Origin of the sequence: Rhizobium sp. Nf11,1, from assembly GCF_050587665.1 — a bacterium.
In the GTDB taxonomy this organism is placed as follows: Bacteria; Pseudomonadota; Alphaproteobacteria; order Rhizobiales; family Rhizobiaceae; genus Rhizobium.
The window spans coordinates 64341-87871 of record NZ_JBOBHU010000003.1 but is presented as its reverse complement, the minus strand read 5'-3'; the positions used below and the strand labels follow the sequence as shown (position 1 = coordinate 87871).

Here is a 23531-nt window from a genome sequence, read left to right as displayed (position 1 = left end):
CGTTATGACCGCGCGAATACTGGTGGTTGACGATATTCCAGCCAACGTGAAGCTGCTTGAAGCGCGGCTGCTCGCGGAGTATTTCGACGTGATGACCGCGGCCGACGGTCACGAAGCGCTGGCGATCTGCGAGCGCAATCAGGTCGACCTGATCCTGCTCGACATCATGATGCCCGGTATTGATGGCTTCGAGGTCTGCGAGCGGCTGAAGGCCAGTCAGAAAACCGCCCATATTCCAGTCGTCATGGTCACCGCACTCGACCAGCCGGCCGATCGGGTACGCGGTCTGAAGGCCGGCGCCGACGATTTTCTCACCAAGCCGGTCAATGATCTGCAGTTGATCTCGCGGGTGAAGAGCCTGCTGCGGCTGAAGACGTTGAGCGACGAACTGCGCATCCGCGCCGACACCGCTCATACGATGGGCATGGGCGACCTCATGCGGGCAGCCGAAGGCCGTGGCGACGAGGCCGGCCAGGTGCTATTGGTCGACGGCCGCGCCAATTCTCAAGAGCGCATCGTCAGGGCGCTGAAGCCCATCGCCGATGTGCTTGCGCTCTCCGATCCGCAGGCCGCCCTCTTCGAGGCGGCCGAGAACGCGTTCGATCTCGTCATCGTCAATGCCAATTTCGACGATTACGATCCGCTTCGGCTCTGCTCGCAACTGCGCTCGTTGGAGCGCACACGCTTCCTCCCGATCCTGATCATCACCGAGCAGGGCACCGACGACATGGTCGTCCGCGCGCTTGATCTCGGCGTCAACGACTACATCATCCGCCCCGTCGATCCCAACGAACTCGTCGCCCGCAGCCTGACGCAGATCCGTCGCAAGCGTTATAACGATCGTCTGCGCGCCAGCGTCAAGCAGACGATCGAGCTTGCCGTGACCGATCCACTGACTGGTCTTTACAACAGACGTTATCTCGACAATCACCTGAACGTGCTCTTCAACCGGTCGATGGCGCGGGGCCGGCCGCTTTCGGTGCTGATCACCGATATCGACCGTTTCAAGCAGGTGAACGACACATACGGCCATGACGGTGGCGACGAAGTGCTGCGCGAATTCGCAAACCGCGTCCGTTCAACCATCCGCGGCGCCGACCTCGCCTGCCGCTACGGCGGGGAGGAATTCGTCGTGGTGATGCCGGACACCTCGCCTGCAGTTGCCGCAGCCGTCGCCGAGCGCCTGCGTGCGGCTGTCGAAAGCGCTCCCTTCATGCTGAAGCGCTCAAGTGAGGCCCTGAGCGTCACCGCGTCCTTCGGCATCGCCTCGCGCATCGGCGCGGTGTTGACCCCCGACCAGTTGATGAAGCAGGCCGATCTTGCTCTTTACGAGGCCAAGAATACCGGCCGCAATCGCGTGGTCGCAGCGGCTGCCTGACGAATCACTTCGGACGCCATACGCGCCATTTGCGGTTTTCCACAGCGGTAAGCGATTTGTTACCGATTTTTAACTTTCGCCTGTGCGACGCAGGCCCAAATTTAGCAGCCCGGTAGCCCAAAAATGGACTCCCGGCGTTGCTGTGGATATGGTGCGGCGCGACAGTCTCCTGAATGCCGCGGCCCAGCCAAAAATGAAATGAAGACTATAAAAAACGCCCGCCTCCAACAGGGTCAAATAAAGTGGGGCGGCATCACCTCACGTAGGGGGAGGGGCTGCTTAAGTTATTAAGTTATATTGTCGAACTTCTTCGAGCCCTACGTCATTAGGCTTAGCCGGCAAGCAGAGCCGTCAAATCTTTGTATGTTCCAAAACTGGACTTTTAACCATAGAATCAAGCTCAGAAAATTCATCATTAAGAATTTGTTGATTTTCTTTCATTTCTGCGCAAATTATCGGCTCATAAAAGAAACGCTCCGCAGAGGAGCTGTCGATACCCCATGATGCTCAGGTCCGCCGCATCTCCTGGGTCGTGGGGTCGGTCGGCTAGTAGGCAAGTCATAACGGTTCCTCGTGCCGTTTTGCATGCTGGCCGACCCCCTTTCAAGAAAGCGCCGCACTTCCCGAAGATGGAAGGGCGGCGTTTGTCTGTTTGCGCTATCATTTTCCAAGGCGGCCCCAGGACAATAAAAAACGCGCAACCCGAAGGCGCGCGCTTTTTGAAATCCGTCAGGCCAAGTTATTACTTGATCTTGGTTTCCTTGAACTCGACATGCTTCTTAGCAATCGGGTCATACTTCGTCTTCGTCATCTTGTCCGTCATCGTACGGCTATTCTTCGTCGTGACGTAGAAGAAACCGGTGTCGGCTGTCGACAGCAGCTTGATCTTGATTGTTGTAGCCTTGGCCATGGTCGTCCTGCCTTTAAGAAAATGAAAGCCGTGGAAGCCGGATGGGCTCCACGGCAAATTCTGGCGCGAAACTACGAATCCCGCCCGAAAAGTCAAGTCCGTTTTCGAACGAACATCAATCTGATGCCGGAAAGTAGGGCATAAAGACCGAAGAAAGCGGCAATCGCCCAGGCAAAACCATTATTTCCGGCGACGTCGATTGCTGCGCCGATCACCTGTGGCCCAGCCACGGTTCCCACCGCATAACAGAAGACGAAGGCGGCATTGGCCGCAGCCAGATCGGAGCCCGTCAGCCGCGAACCGAGATGGCTGAGGCCGACCGTGTAGAGGCCGGAGACGCAGCCGCCCCAGAAGAGCAGGATCCCGGCCATCAGCAGCCAGTTGTTGACCAGGATCGGCAGCGTCATCGAGCCGACAAAGCCCATCAGCGCCATCCCTGCCAGAAGCGGTCGCTTGTCGCGGATCCGGTCGGAGAGCAGGCCGAGCGGAATCTGGAAGATGACGTTGCCGACGCCCATCATCGTGAGCAGCAGCGCCGCCTGGGATTCGGTGAAATGGGCGCGCACGGCAAAAATCGGAAAAAGTGACAGCCCGCCAGCTTCGACCGCACCGAAGATGAAGACGGCAGCCGTCGCTGTCGGCACCAGCAGGACGTAGCGCATGAAATGCAATTCCGGCTTTTCCTCGAGCACCGGGCTTTCGTCACGGGCGATGAAAATCGGAATGGCGGCAAGCAGGATGGCCCCCGCGCCGACCAGGAAGGGAAAGATGCCGTCGCTGCCGAGTATCGAAAAGAGCAGGGGTCCTGCGGCGAACCCAATGGAAAGCACGGTTGCATATATGCCGAGCACAAAGCCGCGCTTGGATGGCGGCGAGGCGGCGTTGATCCAGAACTCGGAGAGGATGAACAGCGTCGTCGTTGCGCCATGGAAGGCGAAACGCAGCGGAAACCACATCCAGAAATCCTGGGCATAATAGAAGCCGAGTGCACTCAGCGCCGAAATCAGCACCGCCCAGAGCATCGTCGGCGCAACGCCGTATTTATGAGCGAGCTTTGTGGTAACAGGGGCCGCGGCCATCGCCGAAATCCCGGCCATCGCCGTGTTGAGCCCGATCAGCGTAGACGAGATGCCGCGTTTTTCGAGGATGATGCTGAGAAGCGGGAGTCCGAGACCGATTGCTATGCCGACGGCTGAAATGGACGAGATGGCTGCCACCAGAGAAGGCCAATGGATTTCTTCGACATCGCCCGGTGTGCCGGTTCTCGGCTGAGACATTTATCCATCCTTAGAAAGCTGCGCGAGCGAATCGACCTCTCGTCTCACAGAGAAGGGACACAGATGTGCCAAATCCAGGTGACGGGCGGCGTTTCGCAGTATTTCCGATGTGATCTGCGGAATGTAAAGCCTGTTCAGACAAGAAAAGCTTACCATGTCAAGTCGTTGAAAGATCGTTGACTCCCGCGTGTCGGTAGTGGTCGGTGGAGCGCTGGCACTACACGCTAAATATGTCTGGAAGGTGAAGGCGCTCAATCCGGCCGGCGGGGAAGCTCGTAATCATCGGGACTTTCGCTCTCGCCGCCGAAACCATGCATGCGCAGCGCCCATTGCAGGCCGATGACGCCGCCCTTGATCGGCTGGATCGAGGCGAGCGCGGCGATGACCGTGATCGGCGCCCATATGGCAAGATGGACCCATACCGGCAACACGAAGGTCAGATCGGTCAGCATGTAGCCGCCGACGATGACGTGGCCGAGGACCAGGATGACGATATAGGGCGGCAGGTCGTCGGAGCGATGGTGATGGATCGCCTCGCCGCAGGCGGCGCAATGATCGACCGGTTTCAAAAAGGCGCGGAAGAGCTTGCCTTTGCCGCAGGCCGGGCAGCGGTTCATCAGCCCGCGCATAATGGAACGCCCGAGCGGACGCTCGGCTTCGGCTCCGTTCCCGTAGCGGGCGACCGGATCGGTCGGTGTGTTCATTGCATCTTCCTCTTTCAGGCAGAAAGCATGAAGCGTCGCAATAGGACCATTGCTGCTTTCGGCACAGCGGCTTAGCGGCGTCCGCGCGGGGGACGCGTTCCCGGTTTCTTGCGGACCTGGCCGCTGTTGCGGCGGCCGGCCTTATGAAAGGAACGCACTGCCGTCGGCATCTCGCGTCCTTCGCTCAGCATCTCGAAGCGCAAGGCCCCGGCAAGCGGGATTGCTTCCGCAAGCTTCACGGTGACGCTGTCGCCAAGACGATAGCCGAGGCCCGTCTTTTCACCCGACAGTGCCTGATGCGCCTCGTCATAGATGAAATAATCGGTGCCGAGCGTAGATATAGGGACGAAACCGTCGGCGCCATAGTCCGGCAAGGTGATAAAGAGGCCGGACTTCGTAACTCCGGAGACGCGGCCGGCAAACTCCTCGCCGACGCGGGTGCTCAAATGATGGGCGATCAGCCGGTCGATGGTCTCGCGCTCGGCCGCCATCGCCCGGCGCTCGAAGGTCGAGATTTCGGCGGCGATATCGTCGAGCGAGGCTTCTTCGTCGGGAGTGATGCCGCCTTCGCCGAAACCGAGCGAACCGACGAGCGCGCGATGCACGATGAGATCGGCGTAGCGGCGGATCGGCGAGGTGAAGTGGGCGTATTTCATCAGATTGAGGCCGAAATGTCCGATATTCTCGGGACTGTAGATCGCCTGGCTCTGCGAGCGCAGCACCATCTCATTGACCATGGTCTGATGCGCCGTACCTTCCGCTTTCGCCAGAATACCGTTGAAGCTGTTGGCGCGCACATTGCCGCCCTTGGCGAGCGAGATGCCGAGTGTCGCCAGGAACTCGCGCAAAACTTCCTGCTTGGCAAGCGTTGGACCATCATGGATGCGGTAGACCAACGGCTGGCGCTTCTTCTCGAGCGTTTCGGCGGCGCAGACATTCGCCTGAATCATCATCTCTTCGATCAGCTTGTGCGCATCGAGCCGGGGCGGCACGAAGACCCGGTCGACGGTGCCGTCTGATTTCAGCAGAATCTTGCGCTCCGGCATGTCGAGTTCCAGCGGCTGGCGCCGGTCGCGTCCGCGCTTCATCACCCCATATGCATGCCAGAGCGGTTTCAGGATCGCCTCGAGCATCGGTCCGGTCTTGTCGTCCGGACTTCCGTCGATCGCCGCCTGCGCCTGCTGATAGGAGAGCTTAGCGGCACTCTTCATCATGATGCGATGAAAAGTATGGCCGATCTTGCGGCCTTCGCCCGAGAAGCTCATGCGCACCGCGAGCGCCGGCCGGTCGACGCCTTCCTTCAGCGAGCAGAGATCATTGGAGATGCGCTCCGGCAGCATCGGCACGACGCGATCGGGGAAATAGACCGAGTTGCCGCGCTTCAGCGCTTCGCGGTCGAGCGGCGAATTGGGCCGGACATACCAGGAGACGTCGGCAATCGCGACGGTGACGATGACGCCGCCAGGATTGTCGGGCGAGGGATCGAGTTCGGCGTAAACTGCGTCGTCATGGTCCTTGGCGTCGGCCGGATCGATGGTGATCAGCGGCATGTTACGCCAGTCTTCACGATGCGCCATCGTCGCTGGTTTTGCGGCTTCTGCCTCCGCGATCACGGCTGGCGGGAAGACATGCGGGATGCCGTGCGCATGGATCGCGATCATCGAGATCGCCTTTTCCGAGCCGACCGAGCCGACGACGGAAAGGACCTTGGCCCGCGGCAGGCCGAAGCGTCCGAGGCGCGCGACTTCGATCTCAACCAGGTCGCCGTCCTTGGCGCCGCCGGTGAAGTCGGGATCGATCACCATCTCTTCGCCGCGCCGTTCGATCGGCAACAAGCGGCCGCCACCGCCCGGCGCGCTGCGGAAAACGCCCATCGCCGCACCGCGGCGCCTGTCGATCACCTTGATGATACGCGCCGTATAAGCCGGTCCGCCGCGATCGACGGCCGGGAAGATCTTCGCCAGGATTCGGTCGCCGAGGCCGGCGACGGGTGCCTTGCCCTTACCCTGGCGGCCTGCGGGCGATTGCTGGCGGATGGCGACGGCAGGCGCCACACCCTGCTCCTCCGGCCATTCCGCCGGCCGGCCGATCAAGTCGCCGTCCTTGTCGCGCGTCGTGATGTCGAGAACGGTGACGGGCGGAAGAGCGCCGGGACGAATGAGCGACTTGCGGCTCTTTTGGAGCATGCCTTCCTGCTCGAGTTCCTGCAGCATGTGCTTGAGCTCGACGCGGCTGTCGCCTTTCAGCCCGAACGCCTTGGCGAGTTCACGCTTGGAAGCCTTCTGCGGATGATCGGCGATGAAACGCAGGATCACTTCGCGCGAGGGCAGCGTGCCATGGACGATGTTCAGCGGTTCGACAGCGGAAGCATCCCTGCCGGCGCGGCCGATCTTGCCCGGGCGCCTGCCCGCGAGGTTCGTTCTGTCGCGCGGTGTCCTGCTCACGTCAGCTCTTTTTCGATTTCGCGGGCGCCTTGGCCTTCGCTGCCTTCGGCTTGGCGGCCGTCTTGGTTGTCTTGGCTTCGGCGGCAGCCGCCTTCGGCTTGGCTTTCCCCTTGGCCGCCTTGCCGGCGGGAGCCTTGCCGGCCTTTTCCGTGATCAGCGCAAGCGCCTCCTCGATGGTAATCGCCTGCGGATCCTTGCCCTTCGGCAGCGTGGCGTTGACCTTGCCCCAGTTGACATAGGGGCCGTATTTACCGTCACGAACAGTGATGGCGCCGCCGTCGGGATGATCGCCGAGAGTCTTCAGCGCCGCCGGCGTACCGCGCGCACCCCGGCCCGGCGCCTTGTTGGCTTTTTCGGCAATCAGCGTCACGGCGCGGTTGAGGCCGACCGAGAAGACGTCCTCGACGGTTTCCAGATTGGCATAGGAACCGTCATGCAGGAGGAACGGCCCGTAGCGGCCGATGCCCGACGAGATCATCTTGCCCGTTTCGGGATGTTTGCCGATATCGCGCGGCAGCGAGATCAGCGCCATCGCCTTTTCGTAGTCGATATCCTCAGGCTTCCAGCCCTTCGGCAACGAGGCGCGTTTGGCATCCTTGCCGTCGCCGCGTTGGATATAGGGGCCGAAGCGACCGGAACGGAGCGTCAGTTCCTCGCCTGTCGTCGGGTCGGTGCCGAGGCTCTTCGGTTCGTTGAGCGAGACACCCTCCGCTTCTCCGCCATTTTCGGAGGAGAGCTGGCGGGTGTAGTTGCATTCCGGATAGTTCGAGCAGCCAACAAAGGCGCCGTATCTGCCAAGCTTCAGCGAAAGGTTGCCGGTGCCGCAGACCTGACAGATTCTGGGGTCGCCGCCATCTTCGCGTTTCGTGAAGACGAGCGGCGCCAGCGCTTCGTTCAGCGAATCGAGGACGTTGGTGACGCGCAGTTCCTTCGTGTCTTCGATCTGCGCGAAGAAGTCCTTCCAGAAATCGCGCAGCACCTGCTTCCAGTTCAATTCGCCGGCGGAAATCCGGTCGAGCTTCTCCTCGAGGTCGGCGGTGAAATCATATTCGACATATTTGGTGAAGAAGCTTTCGAGGAAAGCCGTCACCAGCCGGCCCTTGGCCTGCGGGATGAGTTTACGTTTGTCGATTGTCACATAGTCGCGGTCGCGCAGTGTCGCCAGTGTGGCGGCATAGGTCGAGGGACGGCCGATGCCGAGCTCTTCCATCTTCTTGATCAGCGAGGCTTCCGAATAGCGCGGCGGCGGCTCGGTGAAATGCTGGGTCGAATTAATCTTCTGCTTGGCGAGCGTCTCGCGCGCATTGATCTCCGGCAGACGGCCATCCTCGTCGCCGTCATCGCTCTGCTCGCCGTCCTCCTTCTGGTCGGTATAGGCGGCGATGAAGCCGTCGAAGCGGATGACCGAACCGACGGCGCGCAGGCCGGCCTTCTCGCCCTTATTGTCGGCGGTGATTTCGGCCGTGGTGCGCTCGATCTCGGCCGACGCCATCTGGCTGGCGATGCCGCGCTTCCATATCAGCTCGTAGAGCCGGATCTGGTCGGCATCGAGGAATTTGCGCACGCGGTCAGGAGAGCGGTAGAAATCGGTCGGACGGATCGCCTCGTGCGCCTCCTGGGCGTTCTTCGCTTTGGTGGAATAGAGGCGCGCCTTCTCAGGCAGGTAACGCTCGCCGAACTGGTCGAGGATGGCGCTGCGCGCAGCACCGATCGCTTCCGGGGCCATCTGTACGCCGTCGGTTCGCATATAGGTGATGAGACCGACCGTCTCGCCGCCGATATCAACACCCTCATAGAGCTTCTGGGCGATCTGCATGGTGCGTGAGGCGGAGAAGCCGAGATTGGAGGAGGCGGCCTGCTGCAGCGTCGAGGTGGTGAACGGCGGTCCCGGATTGCGCTTGACCGGTTTTGCCTCGACCGTATCGACGATATAGCTGGCGCCTTCGAGCAATGCCTTCAGCCGGGCCGCATCCTCGCCGTTGCCGATCGCCCGCGGCTGCAGCCGCTTGCCATGCGCCGAAACCAGCCTTGCCTCAAATTCGTCGCCGCGCGGCGTCTTCAGCAGCGCCGAGATATTCCAGTACTCTTCCGAAATGAAGCGCTCGATTTCGGATTCGCGATCGCAGACCAGACGAAGCGCGACCGACTGGACGCGGCCGGCCGAACGCGCGCCCGGCAGCTTGCGCCACAGAACCGGCGAAAGATTGAAACCGACGAGATAGTCGAGCGCGCGGCGCGCGAGATAAGCGTCGACCAGCGGCACGTCGATATCACGCGGATCGGCCATCGCATCGAGGACGGCCTTCTTGGTGATTGCATTGAAGACGACGCGCTTGACGGACTTGCCGTTCAGCACCCGCTTCTTGTTCAGCATGTCAAGGACGTGCCATGAAATCGCTTCGCCTTCGCGGTCAGGGTCGGTCGCGAGAAAGAGCCCGTCGGAGGACTTCACCGCATCAGCGATGTCCTTCATCCGCTTGGCCGAAGCACCGTCGACCTCCCAGAGCATTTCGAAATCCTGATCGGGAAGAACGGAGCCGTCCTTGGCAGGCAGATCGCGCACATGGCCGAAGGAGGCGAGCACTTTGTATCCCGAACCCAGATACTTGTTGATCGTCTTGGCCTTGGCAGGCGATTCCACCACTACAACATTCATCATGATTCTCTAAAAAACAGCCACGCCGGCGTGGGAGCCAGCGCAACACGCAGCGCAACTTGGATACTGGCCCTCCGACATGGACAGGGAAATCGCTGCGGTCAAGGGGTTTGCTACAATTTTACCTCTTGCATCTGGTGCAATCAGAACACGATTCGCAACGAAATTTAACTTCTGGCTGTAGAGCTATCGTTTTCGACAGGCGGTTCCTGCGTTTGCAAGCCGCCCCCTCGTACCGCGCAAGCGTCAATTGGAAAGCGAGACGAAACCGCCCTGATGCCGGTGCAGCCTGCCTGATATGTCGAGTTCGAGGAGAATGAGATAAACCGCGGATGCCGATAGGCCGGTGTGGCGGATGACGTCGTCGATCTCGACAGGCGTCGCTCCGAGCGCGCCGATGACACGCATCCGGTCCGAATCGCCGGGCGGCATCGTTATTGCCCTGCTCTCGCGTGCCGGCTCCTCCACCGTCGACAAAGGGAAGAGGTCGAGTTGCGCAAGCGGCGCCAAGGCCTCGATGACATCGGCAGGTTCTGTAACGATCGAGGCGCCGTCCTTGAGCAGGCCGTTGGTGCCGTGACAGCGCGGATCGAGCGGCGAGCCCGGCACGGCAAACACCAGGCGGCCGAACTCGCCGGCGAGGCGTGCCGTAATCAGCGAGCCCGAGCGCATCGCCGCTTCGACGATCACCACGCCGAGCGCAATGCCGGCAATCAGCCGGTTCCGGCGCGGGAAATCGCGGGCGCGGGGCTCCCAGCCGAAAGGCATTTCGCTCACCGCCAGGCCGTCGCCGGCGGTTATCTCTTCGATCAGACGGATATTCTCCGGCGGGTAGGGCTTGTCCAGGCCGCCGGCAAGGGCGGCGATCGTGCCGGTGCCGAGGCTTGCCCGATGCGCTGCCGTGTCGATGCCGCGCGCCAGACCGGAGACCACGGTATAACCCGCCCGGCCACAGTCGTGCGCCAACATCGCCGCGAATTTGGCGCCTGCGGCCGAGGCGTTGCGGGAACCGACGATGCCGACGGCCGATCGTTTGGCGGCGGCAAGCGCGCCCTTGACGGCAAGGAGCGGCGGTGCACCGTCGATCTGTTTCAGCGCCTGCGGATAGTCCGGCTCGCCGATGCCGACAAAGCGGGCGCCGAAACGATGCGCCGCCTCCAGTTCCCGGTGCGCCTCGGCTTCGCTGGCAATGCGGATGCCCCGTGTCGCGCCGCCGCGCGCCGAAAGCTCTGGCAGCGCCGCGAGTGCCGCTTCGGCCGAACCGAAATGATTGATGAGATCGCGAAAAGTTGCAGGGCCGACATTGTCGGAACGAATCAGGCGCAGCCAGGCAAGCCTCTGCCTTTCGCTCAGCACCGTGCCTGTGGATCCCGCGCTCCGCGCATCCATTATCACTTCGCCCCGATCTTGCTTTCCGTTCCGCCCATCAGGCGCGAAATATTCGCCTTGTGCTTCCAGTAGGAGATGAGCGTCATGACCGCCATGACGGCCGCGACCTTTTCATTGCCCAATATCAACAGGGCAACGGGAATGACGAGCATGGCGACAAGGGCCGACAGCGAGGAATAGCGGGTGGTGACGGCGACCGCCAGCCAGATGGCGGCGAAGAGCACCACCATAATCGGCGCGACGCCGAGCAGCGTGCCGATATAGGTGGCGACACCCTTGCCGCCCTTGAAGCCGATCCAGACGGGGAAGAGATGGCCGATGAAGGCGAAGAAGCCGGCGATGACGGCGGCCTCTTCACCGAGGAAATAGCCGACGATCCAGGCTGCCGCCGATGCCTTCAAGGCGTCGAGCAGCAGGGTTGCCGCGGCGAGCTTGCGATTTCCGGTTCTGAGCACATTTGTCGCACCGATATTGCCGGAGCCGATGCTGCGCACATCGCCAAGGCCGGCGGCGCGGGTGAGAATCAGGCCGAAGGGGATTGAGCCGAGGAGATAACCGATGACGGCAGCCGCAAGTGCGATCGGCAGCGTGATCTGCCATGACATGAGATTGGATAACATGTGCCCCCTCAGCCCTCCGTGGCTATCCTCAAGTCCGGCCCTTTTCCCCCTGGGGATGAATGGCGATGGTGTCGATTCTTAAACTGCGTGGACAAGCTTTCCGGAGACGTAGGTCGCAACCGCTCGCCCGCTGAAGCGTGCATCCTCGAAAGGCGTATTCTTCGAGCGGGAGAGAAGCATGTCTTTAGCGACAAGCCAAGGCTCATCGAGATCGATCAGCGTGATATCGGCCGCAGCACCCGGCTTCAGCGTGCCGGCCTCAAGGCCGAAGATTTGTGCCGGGCGGGTGGACATGGCGTCGATCAGCCGCATCAGGCCGACCTGGCCGCCATGGTGAAGCCTGAGGGCCGCTGCCAGCATCGTTTCCAATCCGACTGCGCCATCGGCCGCTTCTGCGAACGGCAGGCGCTTCGTGTCGACGTCCTGCGGGTCGTGCGAGGAGACGATGATGTCGATCGCGCCACTCGCAAGCGCTTCGGCCATGGCGACCCGGTCATCCTCCGGGCGCAACGGCGGATAGAGCTTGAAGAAGGTGCGGTATTCGCCGATGTCGTTCTCGTTGAGCGCCAGATTGTTGATCGAGATGCCCGAGGTCACCTTGGCGCCACGGCCCCGGGCGCGTTCAATGGCTTCGACCGATTCCGGCACGGAGATCATCGCGGCGTGATAACGGCCGCGCGTCAGCTCTGCCACCCTGAGATCGCGTTCGAGTGGGATCAGCTCGGCTTCCTTCGGAATGCCGGAGAGCCCCAGCCAGCTGGCGAAAAGTCCCTCATGCATGACGCCATTGGCGCCGAGATATTTGTCGCGGGTCTCGCAGGAGATGACGGCGCCGAACTCGCGCGCATAGGTCATGATTCGGCGCAGCACCTGTGTGTTAGGGACGCTGGAATGGGCGTCGGTGAAGGCGACAGCGCCCGCCTGCATCAAAAGGCCGATCTCCGTCATCTCCTCGCCGGCAAGACCCTTGGTGAGGGCGGCTGCCGGATAGACGTTGACGCTGGCCGTGTCCCGCGCCGTCTTCCTGACGAATTCCACCAGCGCGATGTCGTCAATGACGGGATCGGTGTCCGGCATCATGATGATCGAGGTGATTCCGCCGGCTGCCGCCGCCCTGCTCGCCGACGCGATCGTCTCGCGGTGCTCGCCGCCGGGCTCGCCGATATGGACGCGTGCATCGACGAGGCCGGGGGTCGCGACCAGGCCGGTGCAGTCGCGCACGACGGCGCCTTCCGGCGCGCCCTGGTTCTGCGCCCCGCTGCCGGCCGCAAGAATCATGCCATTCTTAGCGATGATCGTTCCAATCTCGTCGAGATCGCGCGAGGGATCGACGATGCGGACATTCTTGAGGACGATCGAGTTGCTCATGCCATCATTCCGTCGGTTCGGGGACCTTGGTTCTGCGAGACGAGCAGCGTCTCCATGACGGCCATGCGCACGGCGACCCCCATTTCCACTTGTTCGGCGATGACGCTCTGCGGACCATCGGCCACCTCGGAGGCGATCTCGACGCCGCGGTTCATCGGCCCGGGGTGCATGACCAGCGCATCGTCCTTCGCTGCTTTCAGCGTTTCGGCGTCGAGTCCGTAGAAGTGATAATACTCGCGCACCGACGGCACAAAGGCGCCGGACATGCGTTCGCGCTGCAGTCGCAGCATCATCACGACGTCGGCGTCCTTCAATCCTTCCTTCATCGAGTGGAACACCTCGACACCCATCTCGGCGATGCCGGCGGGCAGCAGCGTGGCGGGCGCGACGACGCGCACGCGTGCGCCCATCGCGTTCAGCAGCAGGATATTGGAGCGCGCCACGCGCGAGTGCAGCACGTCGCCGCAGATCGCTACAGTGATCCGCGAAAGCTTGCCCTTGGCGCGGCGGATCGTCAGCGCGTCGAGCAGCGCCTGGGTCGGATGTTCGTGCTGCCCGTCGCCGGCATTGACGACCGAGCAGGAGACTTTCTGAGCTAGAAGCGCGGCCGCACCGGCGCTTGAATGGCGGATCACCAGCACGTCCGGACGCATTGCATTCAGCGTCATCGCCGTATCGATCAGCGTTTCGCCTTTCTTCACCGAGGAATTGCCGACCGACATGTTCATCACGTCGGCGCCAAGCCGCTTGCCGGCAAGCTCGAAGGAGGCCTGTGTGCGGGTCGATGCCTCGAAGAAGAGGTTGATCTGTGTCAGTCCGCGCAGCGTGGACGTCTTCTTTTCTCGCTGGCGGCTGATCTTGACGGCTTCGTCCGCCTTGTCGAGAAGATAGGTGATATCCTGCTCGGTGAGGCCCTTGATGCCAATGAGGTGGCGGTGGGGGAAAAAGACCATGACCCTGCCTCTTGCTGTCTCTTGCGGGTCTATAATGAGTGCCGCCCGCCGGGGCAAGCACGCGCTGTGGGCAAAGGCTTATGTCCCCATGCATTTTCGCCCGAATTCCGATAGAGCAGAATGAAGCGAATCATAACTTCCGGTTTTCCTTGCCGGGTTCTTGCACTAGAAGCGAACAATGACCTCCGCAAACCGGACTGACGACAAACTCGCAGAACTCAACCAGCCGAGCCTGTGGTCCGGCATCAATGCCTATCGATCCGATCCTCTGATTGTCGATCTGACGGCGGCCCTGCCGCGCGGCATCCGTGAAGACCTGGAAAATATCGGCCGCTACGTCACCTCGCCGGAGGCACAGGAGCTGGCGCGCATGGCAAACCAGGGGGCGCCACAGCTGCGCACCCATGGTCCGCGCGGCGAACGTCTCGATGTCGTCGAATTCCATCCCGCCTGGCACGCGCTGATGCGTCGCTCCATGTCGGTCGGCCTGCATTCCTCCGTCTGGGATCCGCAGGCCGATATCGAGGCGAAGGACGCAGGCCACAAGGTCCGCGCCGCGCGATTTTACCTGACGGCACAGCTGGAATCTGGCCATCTCTGCCCGCTGACGATGACGAGCGCTTCGGTGGCCGCGCTGTCGGCGTCGCCTGCGGTGCAGAAGGACTGGGCGCCGAAGATCCTGTCGCGCAAATATGATTCGTCCAACCGGCCCGCTATGCAGAAGTCTGCGGTGACGATCGGCATGGGCATGACCGAAAAGCAGGGCGGCACCGATGTCAGGGCCAACCGCAGCGCTGCCGAAAAGGTCAGTGAAGGCATCTACCGGCTTTCCGGCCATAAATGGTTCATGTCGGCTCCGATGAGCGATGCCTTCATCATGCTGGCGCAGACGAAGGAGGGCATGGGCTGCTTCCTCGTGCCTCGCCTGCTGGAGGACGGGTCAGCGAACGGACTGCAGTTCCAGCGACTGAAGGATAAGGTCGGTAACCGGTCCAACGCCTCTTCAGAGGTGGAGTTCACCGATACCTTCGGTTTCCTGCTCGGCGGCCCGGATGCCGGCATCCGCACCATCCTCGACATGGTGACGTTGACGCGGCTTGATTGCGCACTTGCCTCCTCCGGCATCATGCGCGCCTCGCTGGCTGAGGCCGTGCATCACACGCGCGGCCGCAGCGTCTTCGGCAGGATGCTCGTCAATCAGCCGATCATGACGCGCGTGCTGGCCGACATGGCGCTCGATGTCGCGGCCGCCACCGCGCTGTCCTTCCGTCTTGCCGATGCTTTCGACAAGGCCCGCGGCAATGCCGAAGAAGCGGCCTATGCCCGCGTCATGACTCCCGTCGCCAAATACTGGTGCTGCAAGATCGCACCCGCGCTGATCTACGAGGCGATGGAATGCATCGGCGGCAACGGTTACATCGAGGAGCGGCCGATCGCCCGTCATTACCGGGAGGCTCCCGTCAATGCCATCTGGGAGGGCTCCGGCAACGTCATGGCGCTGGATGTGCTGCGCGTGCTCAACCGTGGCAAGGATCTGTTCGAAACGGTTTTTGCGGGCCTCGCGCGCGATCTCGGCCCTGCCGGGAAGAAAACGATCGACGTGCTACGCGCCGCAATCGCCCTCTGCGAACAGGACGAGGGCGCGGCACGCCTGCTCGTCGAGCAGCTGGCTCTTGCCGCCGGCGCCGCCGAGCTCTACCGGCTCGGAGCAGGGCGCATTGCCGATGCCTTCATAGAGACGCGCCTGGCCGGCGGCTGGCGCTCCACCTACGGCATGCTCGACTCCCGCTTCGACGCCAGCTACATCGTCGATCTGCTCTACCCCCCGGCCGCCTGATTGTCAGCGGGGATTGACGTATCTCGTCGAGGTCGCCTTCACAGCCGATCCCTGCGAGATCTGCGGTCGCATTCTTCTGACGGTGCCTGTCGACGAGGCTTCGCAAGGCCTGTTCGATCGTGGCCTTTTTCGTCGCCAATCCCGTGGCTGCCATTGCCGCTTCAAGCAAGCCCCTATCGATATCCAGAGCCGTTCGCACGGTCGCATCCATATGTGTGATCTCAATAATACACGTACTCGCGCTGCCTTGCTGCAAATCGATGCTGATGCCGCCGCCATAAACAAAAATCCGGCCGCGTCGCCGCAGCCGGATCTCATCATTTACGTCCGAAAATCAGCGTTCAAAAGAAGCCACGGCGCTGCCACCAGCCGGCTTTCTTCGGCTTGCCTTCGTCGCTTTCGCCATTTTCGGTACGGGTGGATTTCACCGTCGGCTCTGAGGAAGAAATATTGGATTCGCGGTTGGCGCGAACCGGCTTTGCTTCTTCCTGGGCGGGCGTTGCGAGATCGGCGGAGGCTTCGACCACCTCCGGTTCGGCTTCAACGGCGGGTGTTGCTTCCGCTACTGGTTCTTCGACCGGCGCTGCGGCGGGCTTGCGGCGGCCGCGGCCACGGGCAGGCTTTACCTCTTCGGCGATGACGGCCATATCCTCGACGGCAGCCGTTACAGCTTGGCTCTCGCCGGCCTGTTCGGGAACCGTCTCGACAATTGCGGCTTCACCTGGAGCGACGTCATCCGAAATGCCGTCGTCTTCATCCTCGCTGCCGCTGCCTTCGCCGGCTTCATTGGCCGTCAGCTCGGAGCCGTCCTCCCGATTGCGGCGACCGCCGCGCTTGCCGCGGCGACGGCGCTTGCGGCGCTGCGATTCCTCGTTTTCGGCGCGGCTCTCGGGTGCAGCGGCGGCGGTTTCGTCGCCCTCAGCGCCCTCAGCGCCCTCATCGTCGCCATCTTCCTCTTCGTCGCCAGCTTCGCCTGCAGCGGCTGCCGGCTGCTCGGCATTGCCGTTGCGGCCACGACGGCGGCGGCGACGCTTGCGCTTACGGTTGCCTTCACCTTCGCCTTCCGAACGCGCCGCAGCGGGACGTTCGGTCGCGGCAGCCTTTTCCTCGAGTTCTTCGTCTTCGTCCTCATCAGCCTCGATGACGATGTCGTCGTCCTCATCCTCGGGGATGGCTGCGAAGTTGAAGAGGCTTTCGATCTTGACTGGATTTTCGACAGGCTCGCCGCGGTCGATCGCAAAGTGCTGTGCGCCGACCGAACCGTCGGCATCGATGATGATCGCTACGCCAAAGCGCGCTTCGTAATCGACGATCGTCTGGCGCTTGTGGTTGAGCAGGTAGAGCGCGATGTCGGGCGTGGTGCGCACGGTGATGTTGTGCGTCGTATTCTTCAGCAGATATTCCTCGATGCCGCGCAGCACATGCAGGGCGACGGAGGACTGCGAACGGACGTGGCCGGTGCCGCCGCAATGCGAGCAGACCTGGGTCGTCGATTCGAGAACCGAAGCGCGGATGCGCTGGCGTGACATTTCGAGCAGGCCGAAATGCGAGATCCGGCCGACCTGGATGCGGGCGCGGTCGTTCTTCAGGCATTCCTTCAGCTTCTTCTCGACGGCGCGGTTGTTGCGCTTCTCTTCCATGTCGATGAAGTCGATGACGATCAGGCCGGCGAGGTCGCGCAGGCGAAGCTGGCGGGCGATTTCTTCCGCGGCTTCGAGGTTCGTCTGCAGCGCGGTGTCCTCGATCGAGTGTTCGCGCGTCGAGCGGCCGGAGTTGACGTCGATCGAAACCAACGCTTCCGTCTGATTCATGATCAGGTAGCCGCCGGAACGCAGCGTCACCTGCGGCTGCAGCATGCGGTCGAGCTGGGCCTCGATGCCGGAGCGCGAGAAGATCGGGTGGATATCGCGGTAGGGCTGAACCACCTTGGCATGGCTCGGCATCAGCATCTTCATGAAGTCTTTCGCTTCACGATAGCCTTCCTCGCCGGCAACGATGATTTCGCCGATATCCTTGTTGTAGAGGTCGCGGATCGAGCGCTTGATCAGCGAGCCCTCTTCATAGACGAGGCAGGGAGCGGTCGACGCCAGCGTCAGAGTGCGGACATTTTCCCACAGGCGCATCAGATATTCGAAATCGCGCTTGACCTCGACCTTGGTGCGGTTCGCACCGGCGGTGCGAAGGATGACGCCCATGCCCTGCGGCACTTCGAGCATGCGGGCGATTTCCTTCAGGCGCTTGCGGTCCTGCGGATTGGTGATCTTGCGGGAAATGCCGCCGCCGCGCGCCGTGTTCGGCATCAGAACCGAATAGCGGCCTGCAAGCGAGAGATAGGTGGTGAGAGCGGCACCCTTGTTACCGCGTTCTTCCTTGGCGACCTGCACCAGCAGGATCTGGCGGCGCTTGATGACTTCCTGGATGCGGTACTGCTTGCGCGGCTTGCGCTGCACGCGGTCCGGAACTTCTTCCATCGCGTCTTCGGCGCCGACGGATTCGATGACTTCCTCTTCACCGTGATCATCGTCGTCATCGTCGTCATCGTGGCGACGCTTGCTGGTGTCGATGTCCTCGGAGATCGTGTCGGTTTCCACCATCGCGGCCATCGTGCCGCCGGCAGGGGCGTCATCGTCGTTGTCGACGCTTGCAGCGCCTTCGGCTTCGACGTCTGTCGGAACGGCATCCTCGGTCGCGGTCGTTTCGGCAACCTTCTTGCGGCTCCGGCGCGGCCTTGCCTTCTTGGCTGGCGCTTCCTCGGCGACTTCAGGCGATGCTGCCACCTCTGCCGTTACGGCAACGTTTTCCGCCGCGGCCTCTTCCGTTACGGCAGCCGGTGCCTCCGTGGGCACGATGCCGACATCCGGCTGGTCCTGGGTCGAAAGATCGACGACCGGTGCGGTTTCGACGTGTTCGACGTCTTCATCGCGGCGATGCTCCTCGGCTTCGGCCCGAAGCAGTGCCTGACGGTCGGCGAGCGGTATCTGATAATAATCGGGATGGATTTCGGCGAAGGCCAGGAAGCCGTGCCGGTTGCCGCCGTAATCGACGAAGGCGGCCTGCAGCGAGGGCTCGACCCTCGTTACCTTTGCAAGATAGATATTGCCGCGGATCTGCTTCTTGTGCTGCGACTCGAAGTCAAATTCTTCTATGCGGTTCCCGCGAACGACAACGACGCGCGTCTCTTCCTCGTGAGACGCATCGATAAGCATTTTGTCTGCCATGTAAGCTGTGCTCCTCGGCGTGGCCGCGAGAGCGCATTCCCGACTGCTGTTGAAACAGAAAGAATGCGGTCCACCGTGGCCGCGCCGGATATTGAAAGTCGCGCTTGACGCGAAGGGAAGAGCAGCAGCCAGACCGCAGCCGGAACCGTTTCGGTCCGGGGCCTGTACACTTCAGATAAAACCTGCTGCGAAACCATCAACAACCAAGCGTGATCGACAAATACGAAGACCCGGTTCGGGTCCGATGAGGGTTGCTCCCTGAGAGCGTGGTGGCTGATCCACCAATGAAGTTCCGACAGAAGTCGGAAAATCAGGATCCAGTTCCCGGGTTGAAGCGCATGAGACGGCGGACGATGACCGATGTGGCGCCAGGTCCAGATCTGGCTGGCAGCCCTTGCGGCGACTCTATCCCGTCAACACTTCTACCCTAAAATGCGTTGTATGTTTTCTCTGTCACAATAGCAAGGGAAAAGCCAAATGTGCCATAATATTGATGGATTTCGAATCGCATAGAAACTGGGGGCAGGTGACCGCGATTCGGCAGGTCGCAAGGCGTCTCCCCTATCGAGCGTCGATCCGGCCATATCAGGTCCATCGCGGTTACAAATAGGGTGTGACGGTTTATTGTTTAAGAGGGCTCGGATCGCGGCGCAGTCCGCAACGCGGCGATCGACATTCGCAAGGCGGGTTCAGACGGCGGTGCTCATTGCAGGTTGCCTCCTGCCTGGCCTCGCGGGTTCGGCCGAGACGAAGGATCCGCTGCTCGCTTATGGGGCGCGCATCATCGGCGATGACGCCAGGACGCGCATCGTCATCGATTTCGACCGCGAACCGCGTTTCTCCGTCCATTATATCGCCAATCCGGAGCGCATCGTCGTCGATCTGCCGGCCACCGCCTTCGGTTTCCCGGGGAAGGATTTGGCCGCTCGCGGCCTCTTCAAGGATATCCGCTACGGCAAGATGGATGAGGAGAGCGCCCGCATCGTGCTGACAGCGGCAAGGCCGGTGAAGCTCTCGCTCGCCAAGGTGCAGGCCGACGAGGCGGGCAGGGGTCATCGCCTGGTGCTCGACGCCGAAATGATCGATAAGGAGGCCTTTGCCGAACTGGTGAAGACACAATCGTGGGATGATCGGACCGATGCGGCTCAGACGACGAGCGCCATTCCGGCGCCGGAGAAAGCCGCCCCCGGCGATTTCGTCATTGCCGTCGACGCCGGCCATGGCGGCATCGACACCGGCGCAATCGGCGTCGATACGAAGACCGAGGAAAAGCAGGTGACGCTTGCTTTCGCCAGGGCACTGGCCGACCGGCTGAACAAGGAGCCGGGCATCAAGGCGTTCCTGACGCGCAGCGACGACGAGTTCCTGTCGCTTTCCCAGCGCGTGCTGATCGCCCGCCAGAACCATGCCGGCCTGTTCATTTCACTGCATGCCGATACGCTGAAACAGAAGGATATCCGCGGCGCAACGGTCTATACGATTTCGGACAAGGCCTCCGACAAGCTCGCAGCCGATCTTGCCGAGCGCGAAAACCTTTCCGACCAGATCGCCGGCAAGGAGGTAGTCGCCGAGCCGCCCGAGGTCGCCGACATCCTGCTCGATCTGACGCGGCGCGAGACGCAGGCCTTTTCGATCTCGCTGGCCGAGAGCGTGCTGAATTCCTTCAAGGACCAAGTCGGCACCATCAACAATCCGCACCGCCACGCCGGCTTCCGCGTGCTGCAGGCCCCCGACGTGCCGTCGATCCTGCTCGAGCTCGGATTCCTGTCGAATGCCGAAGACGAAAAACTGCTGCTCGACGAAACCTGGCGCACCAGGATCGCCGATCTCCTGACCGAGGCGGTGAAGCGATACCGTACCGGCGTTGTGGCGAATGGCGGATAAGAGCGTCGCCCGAAGATTCTAATAGTTCGCTCAAGCGAAATCCATGAAAACAGAGACTTGGACGCCATCAGATGAATCACGTTCTGAACGCCGTGCTTCGGCTTGTCGGCGGGCAAGGGCGTTGCTTGGATGTGACAGTCCCGGTGAAACGCTGCCGCGGCGGTGATTGCGGCGGGCAGAGCCCTATTTTGCTCACATTCGCGCCGTTACTCCGGCTTATGTTTCCTAGCTTGAGGCGCGGAATCGGCTTGTGGCGGTAGCGCTCATGGAGTAAGCCGCGCGCAACGTGCAAATTGTCTCGATCTGTGCAATCGTTGCGTCTGCGCCGATTGCGGATCGAAGAGACCGGTAGCTGAAAATATGCTTAGACTTCTTGGATATTTCTTCGGAATGGCCTGCGTCCTGTTTCTGGTCGCTGCGGCGGGTATTGCTATCTATCTCGCCAATGTCGCCAGGGATCTTCCGGACTATGCCGTTCTGAACAGCTACGCGCCGCCGGTGACGACCCGCGTCCATGCCGGCAACGGCGCTCTCATGGCCGAATATGCTAAAGAAAAGCGTCTTTTCCTGCCGATCCAGGCCATTCCCGACCGCGTGAAGGCCGCTTTCCTGTCGGCCGAGGACAAGAATTTCTACAACCATCCGGGCGTCGACCTCACCGGTCTCGGCCGCGCAATCCTCGTCAACCTGCAGAATTTCGGTTCGGGCCGCCGTCCCGTCGGTGCTTCCACAATCACCCAGCAGGTGGCTAAGAACTTCCTTTTGAGCTCGGACCAGACGATCGACCGCAAGATCAAGGAAGCAATCCTCTCCTTTCGTATCGAGCAGGCCTACAGCAAGGACAAGATTCTCGAACTCTACCTGAACGAGATTTTCTTCGGGATGAATTCCTATGGCATCGCCGGCGCGGCGCTGACCTATTTCAATAAGTCGGTTACCGAGCTGACTGTCGCCGAGGCCGCCTATTTGGCATCGCTTCCGAAGGGCCCGGCCAATTATCATCCGTTCCGCCATCCTGAGGCGGCGCTCGAGCGTCGCAACTGGGTTATCGATCGCATGGTCGAGAACGGCTATGTCAGCCAGAGCGACGGCGCGGAAGCCAAAAAGCAGCCGCTCGGCGTCACCGCCCGCAGCAACGGTCCCTCGCTCTTCGCGTCCGATTACTTCGCCGAAGCCGTGCGCCGCCAGCTGATCGATCAATATGGCGAGAAGGTTCTTTACGAGGGCGGCCTTTCCGTGCGCACTTCGCTCGATCCACAGATGCAGCTCGCCGCCCGCAAGGCGCTGCAGGATGGCCTCGTGACCTATGACGAGCGCCGTGGATTCCATGGGGCCATTAAGCAGATCGACTCCAGCGGCGATTGGGGCAAGGCGCTTGCCGATATTCCCGCGCTAACCGACGTTCCGGAATGGCGGCTCGCCGTCGTCCTCGCCGTGTCCGATAACAATGTCGATATCGGCCTGCAGCCGGCCAAGGACGGGAGCGGCAAGGTTGCGGCGGACCGTCAGCGCGGCACCATCGACGCCAAGAACATGCAATGGGCCTACCGTTCGGCGGATGGCTCCCGAAAGACGGCGAAATCGCCGGCCGGTGTCTTGAGCCCGGGCGATGTCGTCTATGTCGAGAAGCTCGGTGACGACGCGTCGACCTCCTACCGTCTGCGCCAGCCGCCGAAGGTACAGGGCGGGCTTGTCGCCATGGATCCGAAGACCGGCCGCGTGCTCGCCATGGTCGGCGGCTTCTCCTATGGCCAGTCCGAATTCAACCGCGCCACTCAGGCGATGCGCCAGCCGGGCTCCTCGTTCAAGCCTTTCGTCTACGCCGCGGCGATGGACAACGGTTATACGCCGGCCTCCGTCATCATGGACGCGCCGATCGAGATCGTCTCGGGCGGCCAGGTTTGGAAGCCCGAAAACTACGGCGGCGAAGTCGGCGGCCCGTCGACGCTGCGCTCAGGCATCGAGCATTCGCGCAACCTGATGACGGTGAGACTCGCCAACGATCTCGGCATGAATATCGTTGCCGAATATGCCGAACGCTTCGGTATCTACGATCACATGCTGCCGGTTCTCTCGATGTCGCTCGGCGCGGGCGACACGACAGTGCTGCGCATGGTCTCGGCCTATTCGGTCATTGCCAATGGCGGCAAGCAGATTAAGCCGACCCTGATCGACCGTATCCAGGACCGTTATGGCAAGACGATCTTCAAGCATGAGGAGCGCCTCTGCGAGGGCTGCAATGCCGGCGACTGGCAGAACCAGGAAGAACCGAATGTCGTCGACAACCGCGAAACCGTCCTTGACCCGATGACCGCCTACCAGATCACCTCGATGATGCAGGGCGTCATCCAGCGCGGCACCGCCGCCGGCAAGATTGATCTCGGCGGTCGCGACGTCGCCGGAAAGACCGGCACCACCAATGACGAAAAGGATGCCTGGTTCGTCGGTTTCACGCCGGATCTCGTCGCCGGCCTCTATATGGGCTTCGATACGCCGGCCCCGCTCGGCCGCGGCGGTACCGGCGGCGGTCTATCCGCCCCGATTTTCAACGAATTCATGCAGGCCGCCGTCAAGGACATGCCGGAATCGAAGTTCGTCATTCCACAGGGCATGAACCTGATCCCGATCGACCGCAAGACCGGCATGGCCGCCGCCGACGGAGATCCGAACACGATCGTCGAGGCCTTCAAACCCGGCACCGGACCTGCCGACAGCTTCTCCGTCATCGGCATGGACAGCACCATGGCGCCGGAGGAGATCCTGAAGACCTCGCCGCAAGCCAACCAGGCCGTTCAGACCGGCACGCCAGGACTCTTCTGAGTCTTCACCCAATTTTGGAAACCCGCCCCGGCTCTTTACATCCGCGGCGGGCGTCTCTATGTCACCAGCACTT

The 23531-nt window shown here is 61.8% G+C and carries 15 protein-coding genes; 4 read left to right on the top strand and 11 right to left on the bottom strand.

Annotation, left to right across the window (positions count from 1 at the left end):
• Positions 1–4: 4 nt before the first annotated feature.
• Positions 5–1378, top strand: a complete 1374-nt coding sequence (locus ACQ7C1_RS05950) for a PleD family two-component system response regulator (protein WP_430957638.1) — start codon at positions 5–7, stop codon at positions 1376–1378.
• A gap of 742 nt (positions 1379–2120) precedes the next feature.
• Here ACQ7C1_RS05950 and rpmG read toward each other — a convergent pair.
• The 9 genes from rpmG to ACQ7C1_RS05905 all read right to left on the bottom strand — a co-directional run bounded on the left by rpmG (position 2121) and on the right by ACQ7C1_RS05905 (position 13699).
• The gene (gene rpmG / locus ACQ7C1_RS05945) at positions 2121–2288 is read right to left on the bottom strand and encodes a 50S ribosomal protein L33 (protein WP_003587245.1); all 168 of its coding nucleotides are present in this window, start codon (positions 2286–2288) and stop codon (positions 2121–2123) included.
• Positions 2289–2380: 92 nt separating this feature from the next.
• On the bottom strand, positions 2381–3565 hold the full coding sequence (locus tag ACQ7C1_RS05940; protein ID WP_097598350.1) for an MFS transporter: 1185 nt from the start codon (positions 3563–3565) through the stop codon (positions 2381–2383).
• Positions 3566–3816: 251 nt separating this feature from the next.
• The gene (locus ACQ7C1_RS05935; protein ID WP_430957637.1) at positions 3817–4269 is read right to left on the bottom strand and encodes a DUF983 domain-containing protein; all 453 of its coding nucleotides are present in this window, start codon (positions 4267–4269) and stop codon (positions 3817–3819) included.
• Between the two features lie 71 nt (positions 4270–4340).
• Positions 4341–6713, bottom strand: coding sequence for a ribonuclease R (rnr, locus tag ACQ7C1_RS05930; protein WP_430957636.1), 2373 nt, complete (start codon positions 6711–6713; stop codon positions 4341–4343).
• 1 nt (position 6714) lies between these two features.
• Positions 6715–9369: a type I DNA topoisomerase gene (gene topA, locus ACQ7C1_RS05925; RefSeq protein ID WP_430957870.1), complete on the bottom strand. Its 2655-nt coding sequence runs from the start codon at positions 9367–9369 to the stop codon at positions 6715–6717.
• Between the two features lie 246 nt (positions 9370–9615).
• Entirely contained in the window at positions 9616–10758 is a 1143-nt protein-coding gene (dprA, locus tag ACQ7C1_RS05920; RefSeq protein WP_430957635.1) for a DNA-processing protein DprA, read from the bottom strand.
• A 2-nt stretch (positions 10759–10760) separates the two neighbouring features.
• The gene (gene plsY, locus ACQ7C1_RS05915) at positions 10761–11378 is read right to left on the bottom strand and encodes a glycerol-3-phosphate 1-O-acyltransferase PlsY (RefSeq protein WP_430957634.1); all 618 of its coding nucleotides are present in this window, start codon (positions 11376–11378) and stop codon (positions 10761–10763) included.
• Positions 11379–11456: 78 nt separating this feature from the next.
• The gene (locus ACQ7C1_RS05910) at positions 11457–12746 is read right to left on the bottom strand and encodes a dihydroorotase (RefSeq protein ID WP_430957633.1); all 1290 of its coding nucleotides are present in this window, start codon (positions 12744–12746) and stop codon (positions 11457–11459) included.
• Positions 12743–13699 carry an aspartate carbamoyltransferase catalytic subunit gene (locus ACQ7C1_RS05905; protein WP_085777805.1) on the bottom strand — a complete coding sequence of 319 codons (957 nt, stop codon included), beginning with the start codon at positions 13697–13699 and terminating at the stop codon, positions 12743–12745. The genes ACQ7C1_RS05910 and ACQ7C1_RS05905 overlap by 4 nt, the downstream gene beginning before the upstream one ends.
• Positions 13700–13877: 178 nt before the next feature.
• Between ACQ7C1_RS05905 and ACQ7C1_RS05900 the strand changes: the two genes are divergently transcribed.
• Entirely contained in the window at positions 13878–15536 is a 1659-nt protein-coding gene (locus tag ACQ7C1_RS05900; RefSeq protein WP_430957632.1) for an acyl-CoA dehydrogenase family protein, read from the top strand.
• On the opposite strand, the gene ACQ7C1_RS05895 is transcribed toward ACQ7C1_RS05900, so the two are convergent.
• Both ACQ7C1_RS05895 and ACQ7C1_RS05890 read right to left on the bottom strand, forming a co-directional pair.
• Positions 15430–15747 carry a type II toxin-antitoxin system VapB family antitoxin gene (locus tag ACQ7C1_RS05895; protein ID WP_430957631.1) on the bottom strand — a complete coding sequence of 106 codons (318 nt, stop codon included), beginning with the start codon at positions 15745–15747 and terminating at the stop codon, positions 15430–15432. The two genes, ACQ7C1_RS05900 and ACQ7C1_RS05895, sit on opposite strands and share 107 nt — an antisense overlap.
• A 130-nt stretch (positions 15748–15877) precedes the next feature.
• Positions 15878–18754 carry a ribonuclease E/G gene (locus tag ACQ7C1_RS05890; protein ID WP_430957630.1) on the bottom strand — a complete coding sequence of 959 codons (2877 nt, stop codon included), beginning with the start codon at positions 18752–18754 and terminating at the stop codon, positions 15878–15880.
• A gap of 624 nt (positions 18755–19378) precedes the next feature.
• Between ACQ7C1_RS05890 and ACQ7C1_RS05885 the strand changes: the two genes are divergently transcribed.
• Positions 19379–20638, top strand: a complete 1260-nt coding sequence (locus tag ACQ7C1_RS05885) for an N-acetylmuramoyl-L-alanine amidase (protein WP_430957629.1) — start codon at positions 19379–19381, stop codon at positions 20636–20638.
• A gap of 360 nt (positions 20639–20998) precedes the next feature.
• Entirely contained in the window at positions 20999–23458 is a 2460-nt protein-coding gene (locus tag ACQ7C1_RS05880; RefSeq protein WP_097598340.1) for a penicillin-binding protein 1A, read from the top strand.
• Positions 23459–23531: the final 73 nt, after the last annotated feature.

Coding starts and splice junctions, on each gene's coding strand:
- ACQ7C1_RS05890 (WP_430957630.1), bottom strand. CDS start 18,754: ATGGCAGACAAAATGCTTATCGATGCGTCTCACGAGGAAGAGACGCGC.
- ACQ7C1_RS05935 (WP_430957637.1), bottom strand. CDS start 4,269: ATGAACACACCGACCGATCCGGTCGCCCGCTACGGGAACGGAGCCGAA.
- ACQ7C1_RS05895 (WP_430957631.1), bottom strand. CDS start 15,747: ATGGATGCGACCGTGCGAACGGCTCTGGATATCGATAGGGGCTTGCTT.
- plsY (WP_430957634.1), bottom strand. CDS start 11,378: ATGTTATCCAATCTCATGTCATGGCAGATCACGCTGCCGATCGCACTT.
- rpmG (WP_003587245.1), bottom strand. CDS start 2,288: ATGGCCAAGGCTACAACAATCAAGATCAAGCTGCTGTCGACAGCCGAC.
- ACQ7C1_RS05910 (WP_430957633.1), bottom strand. CDS start 12,746: ATGAGCAACTCGATCGTCCTCAAGAATGTCCGCATCGTCGATCCCTCG.
- ACQ7C1_RS05880 (WP_097598340.1), top strand. CDS start 20,999: ATGCTTAGACTTCTTGGATATTTCTTCGGAATGGCCTGCGTCCTGTTT.
- ACQ7C1_RS05940 (WP_097598350.1), bottom strand. CDS start 3,565: ATGTCTCAGCCGAGAACCGGCACACCGGGCGATGTCGAAGAAATCCAT.
- ACQ7C1_RS05900 (WP_430957632.1), top strand. CDS start 13,878: ATGACCTCCGCAAACCGGACTGACGACAAACTCGCAGAACTCAACCAG.
- ACQ7C1_RS05950 (WP_430957638.1), top strand. CDS start 5: ATGACCGCGCGAATACTGGTGGTTGACGATATTCCAGCCAACGTGAAG.
- ACQ7C1_RS05905 (WP_085777805.1), bottom strand. CDS start 13,699: ATGGTCTTTTTCCCCCACCGCCACCTCATTGGCATCAAGGGCCTCACC.
- dprA (WP_430957635.1), bottom strand. CDS start 10,758: ATGGATGCGCGGAGCGCGGGATCCACAGGCACGGTGCTGAGCGAAAGG.
- topA (WP_430957870.1), bottom strand. CDS start 9,369: ATGAATGTTGTAGTGGTGGAATCGCCTGCCAAGGCCAAGACGATCAAC.